Origin of the sequence: Huaxiibacter chinensis, from assembly GCF_022171985.1 — a bacterium.
Taxonomy (GTDB): Bacteria; Pseudomonadota; Gammaproteobacteria; order Enterobacterales; family Enterobacteriaceae; genus Enterobacter; species Enterobacter chinensis_A.
This window is the reverse complement of record NZ_JAJVHF010000002.1, coordinates 478627-489117: the sequence shown is the minus strand read 5'-3', so window position 1 is coordinate 489117 and position 10491 is coordinate 478627. Positions and strand designations below refer to the sequence as shown.

The following is a 10491-nucleotide window of genomic DNA, read 5'->3' as shown; positions in this document are numbered from 1 at the left end:
GTATTCCCTTTATTTTTGTACTACGATATTTTCCTGTGAAGGATCAACATGCTGCAATTGCAGCTTTTCCGTTGCGATCCGTTCAACCCGGCTATGATCGCCGAGCGCGTTTTCTTCAAGAATCAGGTTGCGCCATTCAATGTCCAGCGCATCACGTTCCAGCACCAGCTGCTCGCGTTGTGCGGTTAACAGACGGGTATGGTGGGCCGTCGTGACCACGGTCACCGCGGTGACAATAATGCAAATGAACAGGCAGAGTGGCAGTTTCCCAAACCGCAAGAGATCGTCACCGATCACGCCAGGCAAAGCATGGCGCTCGTTGCTTCCTAACGATCCTTTCACTTTGCTGAGGGTTTCCGTCACTCTGCTGATCACGCGTTCGTCCTTTCTGCAATACGCAGTACTGAACTACGGGCACGTGGATTCTCTGCCACCTCTTCTTCGCCCGGCATTAACTTGCCTAATGCTCGCAAATAACGGCCGCCCAGTTTCCTGAGTTGTTCTTCCGTCATCGGCAGCCCCGCCGGGACCTGCGGACCGCGACTTTGCTCACGCATAAAGCGTTTCACAATGCGGTCTTCCAGCGAATGGAAGCTGATGATCGATAACCGCCCACCCGGGGCCAGCACGCTGAGCGAGTTTTTTAGCGCCTGCTCTATCTCCTCCAGTTCACTGTTTACCCAAATACGCACCGCCTGGAAGGTACGGGTCGCAGGATGTTTGTGCTTATCCTTCACCGGCATGGCCGCCGCAATCACCTCTGCCAGTTCTTTCGTTCGGGTCATCGGTTCAATGCGGTTGCGCTCGACAATGGCGCGGGCAATACGTTTCCCAAAGCGCTCCTCGCCAAAGGTTTTGATAACCCAGGCAATATCGGCTTCCTCAGCGGTTTGCAGCCATTCTGCTGCCGACTGCCCACGCGTTGGATCCATACGCATATCGAGGGGGCCATCGCGCATAAAGGAGAAGCCGCGTTCTGCATCATCAAGCTGGGGTGAAGAGACGCCAAGATCGAGAAGAATCCCGTCGATCTTGCCCGTCAGTTCGCGCTCACTAACATAGTCAGCCAGCGCAGAGAAAGGGCCATGTACGATGGAAAAGCGCGGATCATCGATGGTCTTCGCCACGGCAATAGCCTGCGGATCGCGATCGATTGCCAGTAAGCGACCTTCCGCTCCCAGTTGGGAGAGGATCAGACGCGAGTGACCACCGCGACCAAATGTCCCATCAATGTAGATGCCGTCTGGGCGAATATTCAGGCCGTTCACAGCCTCGTCCAGCAACACCGTTCTATGTTTAAAATTTTCCATCATATTTATAGAGACAAGTCCTGCAATCGATCCGATAACGTATCGGGATCAGATTGTTCAGCGTCGATATCTTCCTTGACCTGTTGATACCAGGTCGTTTCATCCCACAGCTCAAACTTATTGAACTGCCCGACCAGCATCACTTCTTTCGTCAGACCGGCATGCTGCCTTAACACAGGGGCAATCAGTAATCGCCCTGCACTGTCCATCTGACATTCACTGGCATGACCCAATAACAACCGTTGTACGCGGCGTTCCTGCGGGTTCATGCTCGACAGTCGCGACAGCTTTTGCTCAATAATTTCCCATTCGGGCAAGGGGTAAAGCAGCAGGCAGGAGTGGTTGATGTCAATGGTGCACACCATTTGACCTGAAGCGTCCTCAAGCAGCCGATCGCGATATCGGGTTGGCACCGATAAACGCCCCTTGCTGTCAAGATTGACTAACGTTGCTCCACGGAACATGCCAGCCTCACCCCTTCTCGCCACTTTAACCCACAAATTCCCACATAAAGGAGTGTACGGAGCGAAGGAAAAGCTTGTCAAGCCAGGACTACCGCGACAGGGAGATGAATGCCCCCCACTCACGGACGTAACCGGACCTGATTAATAACTGCGCAACAGGCGAGGCAAAATTAACGTCATGAATATTTGTAAGAAAAATACCGAATATGCACACGAGCGTTAAGCATCACTCATATCATCGCAGGAAAATATAAAGTGTCAGTTTGCGACGCGGGCGGCATTTTAAGGCATAACGTCGGGGGATAACAGCGCCAGTTTGACTTCACATCCCGTCAGGCTTCAGTCATAGCGCGGTGCGTTAGCGAAAGGAGGAAAAAATGGCTGATAATTCAGCACACCCGGATTCTCTGTAACAAAATAATACAATTTTGCCGCAGTAAAAAAGAGGAAATAACCTTAAAAAGACGTCGTTAAATGACGGTATGAATTAAGACGAGTAGCAGGCTATCTTTCTTATAGAATTATCCTAAATTCTCTCTGGCTATTTTTAGTCATTTAAAAGAGAACAATAAGGGCAGCTTTCACTACCCTTATCAAAAATCAGTAACGACTCAGCACGCCGCGACGATAGAGGTTGCGCTTAATCCGCGTCAGACCAGGCTTCGGTTTACGCGGCTCATCCAGACTGGCCAGCACAATCTCCAGCACGCGTTCAGCAACATCACGATGACGTTGCGCCACGGCCAGCACCGGACACTGCAGGAAATCGAGCAGTTCATTATCGCCAAAGGTGGCTATCGCCAGTTCAGAAGGAAGTTTACCCTCACGGCGCAACGTCACATCCATCACGCCCTGCAGAAGAGCAAAGGAGGTGGTGAATAACGCCTGCGGCATGGGGTGCGTCTCAAGCCACTTTTCAAACAGCTGGGCTGACGCTTCACGCTCATAGCTGTTGGCGTAGAGATAATGGACCTCGCGCGGATCGTCTTTCCACGCCGTACGGAATCCCTGCTCACGCAGGTAACTTACGGACAGTTCCGGCAGCGCCCCCAGATAGAGCACGGTCTCCGCCGGGAAAGTGCGCAGCTCAGCCGCCAGCATCTCTGCGTCGTCCTGATCGGCACCGACGACGCTGGTGAAGTGCTCACGATCGAGCGCGCGATCGAGCGCCACGATAGGAAAAGGATCGTTTGCCCAGCGCTGATAGAAAGGATGTTCAGGCGGTAATGAGGTTGAGACGATAATGGCGTCAACCTGACGCTGCAGCAAATGCTCAACGCAGCGCATTTCGTTATCAGGCTGATCTTCAGAGCAGGCGATCAGTAATTGATAGCCGCGCTGACGCGCCTGACGCTCAAGATAGTTAGCAATACGGGTATAGCTGGTGTTCTCAAGATCGGGGATCACCAGACCAATCGAACGTGTACGTCCCGCGCGCAGGCCCGCCGCCACGGCATTCGGATGGTAGTTATGCTCACGAACTACTGCCATGACTTTTTCAACGGTCTTATCACTTACACGGTACTGCTTAGCCTTACCGTTAATCACATAGCTTGCCGTAGTTCGTGACACGCCGGCGAGCCGGGCGATTTCATCCAGTTTCACAATTGCCCCTTAAGGAAAAAAAAGAGTCCATGGCCTTGTCAGGTTTATGGTTATATCTTTTAACATCTAATCGCAGAATAGTCCCTGCGGCAACCGCTTTTATCATCATGAATGTGCGTTCAGGCAAAAAAAAGCCTGGCTTCATAAGCCAGGCAAAAGAGGCGAACTATTTCGCGATTACCGCATGATCTTATCGCCGCGCGATAAACCTACTATTCCTGAACGCGCCACTTCAACGATTTTGGCGACATCGCGGATGGACGCCAGGAATGCATCCAGCTTGTCGCTGGTGCCTGCCAGCTGGACCGTATAAATAGAGGGCGTGACGTCTATAATCTGGCCACGGAAGATTTCCGTATTACGTTTGACCTCTTCGCGTCCGTATCCGCTGGCCTGTATTTTGACCAACATCACTTCACGTTCAACGTAAGCGCCCTGACCCAGCTCGCTTACGCGCAGCACGTCGACCAGTTTGTGCAGTTGCTTCTCAATTTGCTCAAGCACCTTGGCATCGCCCACCGTCTGGATGGTCATCCGTGACAGCGTCGGATCGTCTGTAGGCGCGACCGTCAGGCTTTCAATGTTATAGCCCCGCTGCGCAAAGAGCCCAATGACGCGAGACAGCGCACCCGATTCGTTTTCCAGAAGTACAGATAATATCCGGCGCATGTCAGGTTCTCTCCGTTTTGCTTAACCACATTTCATCCATACCACCCCCGCGAATATGCATTGGATACACATGCTCGGTGCCATCGACGATGATATCGGCAAACACCAGGCGATTGTTTTTAACGTGCTCCAGCGCTTCGCCCAGTTTGGTTTCTAACTCTGCCGGATCGCTGATGCGTATCCCAACATGACCGTAGGACTCCGCCAGACGAACAAAGTCCGGCAGTGACTGCATGTACGACTGAGAGTGACGTCCGGAATAGATCATGTCCTGCCACTGCTTCACCATGCCGAGATAACCGTTGTTGAGGTTGAGCACCAGCACCGGCAGGTTGTATTGCAGTGCGGTGGACAGCTCCTGAATGTTCATCTGGATACTGCCATCGCCGGTTACGCACACCACGATTTCGTCCGGCAAGGCGAGCTTCACGCCCAGCGCAGCAGGCAGACCAAAGCCCATGGTGCCGAGCCCACCGGAGTTGATCCAGTGACGAGGTTTATCGAACGGATAGTAGAGCGCCGCGAACATCTGATGCTGGCCGACGTCCGAGGTAACGTAAGCCTCACCCTGGGTTAAGCGCCAGATCGTTTCAATAACCGCCTGCGGCTTTATATGCTCGCTCTCGGTGTCATATTTCAAACATTGACGGGCACGCCACTGTTCAATTTGCTGCCACCAGTCGCGGATCTCATCCAGCGGCTGTGCAGGCTCTTCTTGCGCCAGCAGATCCAGCATCTGTTCCAGAACCTGCAGCGCATCGCCAACAATGGGGACATCGGCGGGCACCGTCTTGGAGATGGAGGTGGGATCGATATCAATGTGCAATACCGTCGCGTCAGGACAGTATTTTGCCAGGTTGTTGGTGGTGCGATCGTCAAAGCGCACGCCCACGGCGAAGATTACATCAGAATGATGCATCGTCATGTTGGCTTCATAAGTGCCATGCATGCCTAACATGCCCAGCGCCTGGCGGTGCGTGGCCGGGAAGGCCCCCAGCCCCATTAAGGAGGACGCCACAGGCAAGTTTAATTTCTCAACAAGCGTGCGCAGCGCCGCGTCGCAATGGGCATTTACCGCGCCGCCACCCACATAGACCACCGGTTTTTTTGCCGCGAGCAGCGTTTGCAGGGCGCGTTTGATTTGACCTTTGTGCCCTTGCGTTGTCGGGTTATAGGAGCGCATGCTCACCGCATCCGGCCAGATATAAGGCAATTTATTCGCCGGGTTGAGAATGTCTTTTGGAAGATCAACCACCACGGGTCCCGGCCGTCCGCTGGCTGCCAGCCAGAAGGCTTTTTTCAGCACGCCAGGAATATCTTCCGTCTGCTTGACCAGGAAACTGTGTTTTACCACCGGGCGGGAGATCCCCACCATGTCGCATTCCTGGAAGGCATCATAGCCAATTAATGACGTGGCGACCTGCCCGGACAAAATCACGAGGGGAATCGAATCCATATAGGCTGTGGCAATGCCGGTGATCGCGTTAGTGGCGCCAGGCCCTGAGGTGACCAGCACAACCCCCACCTCCCCGGTCGCACGCGCCAGGCCATCGGCCATATGGACTGCGGCCTGTTCATGACGCACCAGCACGTGATCGATCCCGCCGACGGTGTGCAGCGCATCGTAAATATCGAGGACCGCTCCCCCGGGATAACCGAATACTTGCTTTACGCCCTGATCGATAAGCGATCGGACGACCATTTCGGCGCCAGACAACATCTCCATGGTTTGCCCTTTTCTTTTTTTGCAGAGTGAGCTTCACCATAACCGCTCGCTATGACGCAGGCAATTGGCAAACTTACGCCAGCATAAGCCGTAAAAAGCAGAATCCACAGACGAGCGGGAAGGAGACGGTGAATTCTTCTGAGATTAATCGTCAGGCTGATAATTCATCGTTTAAAACGCAACAGAATCAGTTATTCATCTATTTTTGCGTGCCTGGCGGAAGGGAGAAAAAAGTGAATCAGCATAAAAAATTACTTATGCATTAAAAAGCGGGATAAAACATCAGGCTTTACTGTTTTATCCCGCGACAAATTAATGGTGACAAATATTGATTAACAGCTCTTCCATCCATTGATGCCCTTTATCTCTGCCGGCAGCTTCGTGCCAGGAGAGATAACAGGTACGGCTATTAAGCTTGAGAGGCAGCGGCAGAATCTGCAGCTGTAATTGCCCGGTTAAGGTTTCCGCCAGCCAGCGCGGAGCAATAGCTACCAGCTGCGTTTGCGAAACGATATTCAGCACGCTCACCATCGCCATGCCCTGGTAAGCGATACTGGTTTGTTTATCCGCCGTGTCATACCATGGCTGGCTGAAAGAGGCATACCGGTCGAGGGACACGACGGCATGCTGTTCGTTATAGACGTCGCTTTCCCGTAACAAGCCGTTCATTCGGGGATGTTTTTTGCTGGCGACAAGTACCATTTCATCATTAAATAAAGGAACACAGGCAAATTCCGGGCGACGGAATTCTTCGTAACCGATGACAAATTCGGTTTCCTGATAGCGCAACTGATGCTCGGCATTTTTATTCAGTGAGGATTTAAAGACCAAATGAATATTGGGCGCTATTTCTTCCACTTTATTATAGATTTTCGAGGTCAAATAATTATCGAGGGGGCTACAGACGCAGAGATTAAATACGCGTTCACTGCTGAGCGGTTCGAAACCGGAGCCGGGCAACTCGTTTTGAACCAGTTGTAACGCCTGGCGAACCGCGCCAAAAAGCTGAAATGCACGCGCTGTTGGCTGAATACCGCGACCATAGCGAACAAACAGTTCGTCATTAAACATCACCTTTAGACGCGCCACGGCATTACTGACCGCCGGTTGCGACATGCCGAGCGCCTGCGCCGCCCGGGTAATATTCTGTTCTTGCATAACCGCATCAAAGACGGTTAATAAATTCAGATCCACCGTGCGTAACTGTGGCTTAACCCCAAAGTCAGCTTGAGGTTGTTCAATTTTATTTTCCAACATTTCTGACTCCACTATCACGCTAAACTCCCTTTACCTTAGTGCAGCAATAATTGCTGGTAATATCATTTACCATGCATATAAAAACCGCTAAAGGGGAAAGTTTAATTTTCGGAATATATTAAGGCTCCAGCGTCAACGTACACACAATGACTGACGCCAGGAACGAATGTGCTAAAAGATATCCAAAACTTTATGATTCAAATGAAACCATAAATTAGGTAAATAAACAATACGGCCTTCAGTGAATGATAATTTAAGTTTTATTAAAGTATTCATCACGGAGACTGATTTTTACTTAACAAGTCATTAGCATTAATCAGGCATGAAACGCTGGATTCGTTTATAATATCATTAAAATACAAATCGTTATGAAAGAAGGCGCGATTATTACAAGAAATGTTTAAATGAAAATGATCTTTATTAAATAATACGCCTGATTATTTGTCAGTCCAAAATTAGACTATTAAGATCCCTTCCGAACCAAAAACCAGCACAATAAGCTAATGTCTAAAAAGGGCGTCGGCCATGAAAATCCCGCCTTTTGCCCTCCGGGGGTTGACTTGGCCCATCATATCCAGTACCACTAAATACATATTACGTTTCTCTGGAGCATGATTCATGAATCGCAACGTTCGTTCCCTCAGCCTACTACTACTAAACGCATTCACTTTGCGCGGTAGACTGGCGAACGAAATTCAGCATTGAATCGTCACCAGTAAGACTAAGAACCCGCGCCACTGCGCGGGTTTTTTTATGCTCGTAGCAAGGCGCCCAAAGACAGATAAGGACCTATTTCATGAGCCAGCAAGTCGTCATTTTCGATACAACCTTACGTGATGGTGAACAGGCGTTACAGGCAAGCCTGAGCGTTAAAGAGAAACTGCAGATCGCGCTGGCCCTCGAACGTATGGGCGTTGACGTAATGGAAGTCGGCTTCCCGGTCTCTTCCCCCGGTGATTTTGAATCTGTCCAGACCATTGCCCGCAACGTTAAGAACAGCCGCGTGTGCGCCCTGGCGCGCTGCGTAGAAAAAGACATCGACGTGGCAGCCGAATCACTGAAAGTCGCGGAAGCATTCCGTATTCATACTTTTATCGCCACCTCTCCTATGCATATCGCCACAAAGCTGCGCAGCACGCTGGATGAAGTGATTGAACGCGCGGTGTATATGGTCAAACGTGCCCGCAACTATACCGACGACGTGGAGTTCTCCTGTGAAGATGCGGGCCGTACGCCGATTGCAGACCTGGCGCGCGTGGTTGAAGCCGCGATTAATGCAGGTGCAACGACCATCAATATCCCGGATACCGTCGGTTACACCATGCCGTTTGAGTTCTCCAATATCATTACCGGCCTGTATGAACACGTTCCTAATATTGATAAAGCGATTATCTCCGTCCACACCCACGATGATTTAGGCCTGGCCGTCGGGAATGCGATTGCCGCCGTCCACGCGGGCGCTCGTCAGGTTGAAGGGGCAATGAACGGTATCGGTGAACGTGCAGGTAACTGTTCACTGGAAGAAGTCATCATGGCGATCAAGGTGCGTAAAGACATCATGAACGTCCATACCCGGATTAATCATCATGAAATCTGGCGTACCAGCCAGACCGTCAGCCAGATTTGCAACATGCCAGTTCCGGCCAACAAAGCGATTGTCGGCACGGGTGCCTTTGCCCACTCCTCCGGTATTCACCAGGACGGCGTGCTGAAAAATCGTGAAAACTACGAAATCATGACTCCGGAATCCATCGGTCTGAATCAGGTTCAGTTAAACCTGACCTCCCGTTCGGGTCGCGCAGCGGTGAAGCACCGGATGACGGAGATGGGTTATCAGGAAAGCGACTACAACATGGATCACCTGTATGACGCCTTCCTGAAGCTGGCCGATAAAAAAGGCCAGGTGTTTGATTACGATCTGGAAGCGCTGGCGTTTATCAATAAACAGCAGGAAGAGCCCGAGCATTTCCGTCTGGATTACTTCAGCGTGCAGTCTGGCTCAAGCGATATCGCCACCGCCTCAATCAAACTGGTATGCGGCGAAGAGGTGAAAACCGAAGCGGCAAACGGCAACGGTCCGGTCGATGCCATTTATCAGGCCATCAACCGCGTGACTGACTACGACATCGATTTGGTTAAATACGATCTGTCGGCAAAAGGTCACGGCAAAGATGCACTGGGCCAGGTGGATATCGTCGCAACCTATAAAGGTCGCCGCTTCCATGGCGTCGGGCTGGCTACGGACATCGTCGAGTCCTCAGCGAAGGCCATGGTCCACGTCCTGAACAACATCTGGCGTGCCGCTGAAGTCGAAAAAGAGTTGCAACGCAAAGCTCAGAATAAAGAGAACAAAAAGGAAACCGTGTGATGTCGAAGAATTACCATATTGCTGTGTTGCCGGGCGACGGTATTGGCCCGGAAGTGATGACACAAGCCCTGAAAGTCCTGGACGCCGTTCGCGCACGTTTTGCGATGAATATCACGACCAGCCACTATGATGTGGGGGGTATCGCGATCGATAATCACGGCACCCCGCTGCCAAAAGCCACCGTTGAGGGATGCGAAAACGCGGATGCGGTGCTCTTTGGCTCGGTGGGCGGCCCAAAATGGGAACATCTGCCCCCGGCAGAGCAGCCGGAGCGCGGCGCGCTGTTACCCCTGCGTAAACATTTCAAATTGTTCAGCAACCTGCGCCCGGCAAAATTATACCAGGGGCTGGAAGAGTTTTGTCCGTTACGTGCCGACATCGCCGCCAACGGCTTCGACATTTTATGCGTTCGTGAATTAACCGGCGGCATTTACTTTGGCCAGCCAAAGGGCCGCGAAGGCAGCGGTCAGTACGAAAAAGCGTTCGACACCGAGGTCTATCACCGTTTTGAGATCGAACGCATTGCCCGGATCGCCTTTGAGTCTGCCCGTAAACGCCGCCACAAAGTCACCTCTATTGATAAGGCGAACGTTCTGCAGTCCTCCATTTTATGGCGCGAAATTGTCAATGAAATCGCCCATGCGTATCCGGACGTTGAACTGACCCATATGTATATCGACAACGCCACCATGCAGCTGATTAAAGATCCGTCCCAGTTTGACGTCTTGCTCTGCTCCAACCTGTTCGGCGATATCCTGTCGGATGAGTGCGCGATGATTACCGGCTCCATGGGGATGCTGCCTTCCGCCAGCCTGAACGAAGAAGGCTTTGGTCTGTACGAACCTGCGGGCGGTTCCGCGCCGGATATCGCAGGCAAAAATATCGCCAACCCAATTGCGCAGATCCTCTCCCTGGCGCTGCTGCTGCGGTACAGCCTGGACGCGAACGAGGCAGCAGACGCCATCGAAATCGCCATTAACCGGGCATTAGAAGAAGGCATCCGCACCGGCGATTTAGCGCGGGGCACTGCGGCGGTCAGTACCGATGAAATGGGCGATATCATTGCCCGCTATGTCGCAGAAGGAGCGTAAT

At 51.9% G+C, this 10491-nt stretch carries 10 protein-coding genes; 3 read left to right on the top strand and 7 right to left on the bottom strand.

What is annotated here, in order from left to right:
- Positions 1 to 9: 9 nt before the first annotated feature.
- The 7 genes from ftsL to leuO form a co-directional block, all read right to left on the bottom strand.
- Positions 10 to 375 carry a cell division protein FtsL gene (gene ftsL, locus LZP96_RS08130; RefSeq protein ID WP_064324824.1) on the bottom strand — a complete coding sequence of 122 codons (366 nt, stop codon included), beginning with the start codon at positions 373 to 375 and terminating at the stop codon, positions 10 to 12.
- Positions 372 to 1313 (bottom strand): 16S rRNA (cytosine(1402)-N(4))-methyltransferase RsmH, encoded by a 942-nt coding sequence (gene rsmH / locus LZP96_RS08125; RefSeq protein WP_064324823.1) that lies wholly within the window; start codon positions 1311 to 1313, stop codon positions 372 to 374. The genes ftsL and rsmH overlap by 4 nt, the downstream gene beginning before the upstream one ends.
- A gap of 2 nt (positions 1314 to 1315) precedes the next feature.
- Positions 1316 to 1774, bottom strand: coding sequence for a division/cell wall cluster transcriptional repressor MraZ (gene mraZ / locus LZP96_RS08120; RefSeq protein ID WP_064324822.1), 459 nt, complete (start codon positions 1772 to 1774; stop codon positions 1316 to 1318).
- A gap of 600 nt (positions 1775 to 2374) precedes the next feature.
- On the bottom strand, positions 2375 to 3379 hold the full coding sequence (cra, locus tag LZP96_RS08115; RefSeq protein ID WP_064324821.1) for a catabolite repressor/activator: 1005 nt from the start codon (positions 3377 to 3379) through the stop codon (positions 2375 to 2377).
- 177 nt (positions 3380 to 3556) lie between these two features.
- Complete coding sequence (gene ilvN, locus LZP96_RS08110) at positions 3557 to 4048, bottom strand: acetolactate synthase small subunit (RefSeq protein ID WP_064324820.1); 492 nt, start codon at positions 4046 to 4048, stop codon at positions 3557 to 3559.
- A gap of 1 nt (position 4049) precedes the next feature.
- Positions 4050 to 5774, bottom strand: a complete 1725-nt coding sequence (ilvI, locus tag LZP96_RS08105; RefSeq protein WP_064324819.1) for an acetolactate synthase 3 large subunit — start codon at positions 5772 to 5774, stop codon at positions 4050 to 4052.
- 312 nt (positions 5775 to 6086) lie between these two features.
- Positions 6087 to 7031, bottom strand: coding sequence for a transcriptional regulator LeuO (gene leuO / locus LZP96_RS08100; protein ID WP_064324818.1), 945 nt, complete (start codon positions 7029 to 7031; stop codon positions 6087 to 6089).
- A 618-nt stretch (positions 7032 to 7649) separates the two neighbouring features.
- Between leuO and leuL the strand changes: the two genes are divergently transcribed.
- The 3 genes from leuL to leuB all read left to right on the top strand — a co-directional run bounded on the left by leuL (position 7650) and on the right by leuB (position 10490).
- The gene (leuL, locus tag LZP96_RS24200; RefSeq protein ID WP_157685370.1) at positions 7650 to 7736 is read left to right on the top strand and encodes a leu operon leader peptide; all 87 of its coding nucleotides are present in this window, start codon (positions 7650 to 7652) and stop codon (positions 7734 to 7736) included.
- Between the two features lie 91 nt (positions 7737 to 7827).
- Entirely contained in the window at positions 7828 to 9399 is a 1572-nt protein-coding gene (gene leuA, locus LZP96_RS08095; protein ID WP_064324817.1) for a 2-isopropylmalate synthase, read from the top strand.
- Positions 9399 to 10490 (top strand): 3-isopropylmalate dehydrogenase, encoded by a 1092-nt coding sequence (gene leuB, locus LZP96_RS08090; RefSeq protein WP_064324816.1) that lies wholly within the window; start codon positions 9399 to 9401, stop codon positions 10488 to 10490. The genes leuA and leuB overlap by 1 nt, the downstream gene beginning before the upstream one ends.
- Position 10491 lies beyond the last annotated feature (1 nt).

What these genes read in the sequence shown, in the direction of transcription:
- rsmH (WP_064324823.1), bottom strand. Translation starts at nt 1,313, where the DNA reads ATGATGGAAAATTTTAAACATAGAACGGTGTTGCTGGACGAGGCTGTG.
- mraZ (WP_064324822.1), bottom strand. Translation starts at nt 1,774, where the DNA reads ATGTTCCGTGGAGCAACGTTAGTCAATCTTGACAGCAAGGGGCGTTTA.
- ilvN (WP_064324820.1), bottom strand. Translation starts at nt 4,048, where the DNA reads ATGCGCCGGATATTATCTGTACTTCTGGAAAACGAATCGGGTGCGCTG.
- ilvI (WP_064324819.1), bottom strand. Translation starts at nt 5,774, where the DNA reads ATGGAGATGTTGTCTGGCGCCGAAATGGTCGTCCGATCGCTTATCGAT.
- leuO (WP_064324818.1), bottom strand. Translation starts at nt 7,031, where the DNA reads ATGTTGGAAAATAAAATTGAACAACCTCAAGCTGACTTTGGGGTTAAG.
- leuL (WP_157685370.1), top strand. Translation starts at nt 7,650, where the DNA reads ATGAATCGCAACGTTCGTTCCCTCAGCCTACTACTACTAAACGCATTC.
- leuA (WP_064324817.1), top strand. Translation starts at nt 7,828, where the DNA reads ATGAGCCAGCAAGTCGTCATTTTCGATACAACCTTACGTGATGGTGAA.
- leuB (WP_064324816.1), top strand. Translation starts at nt 9,399, where the DNA reads ATGTCGAAGAATTACCATATTGCTGTGTTGCCGGGCGACGGTATTGGC.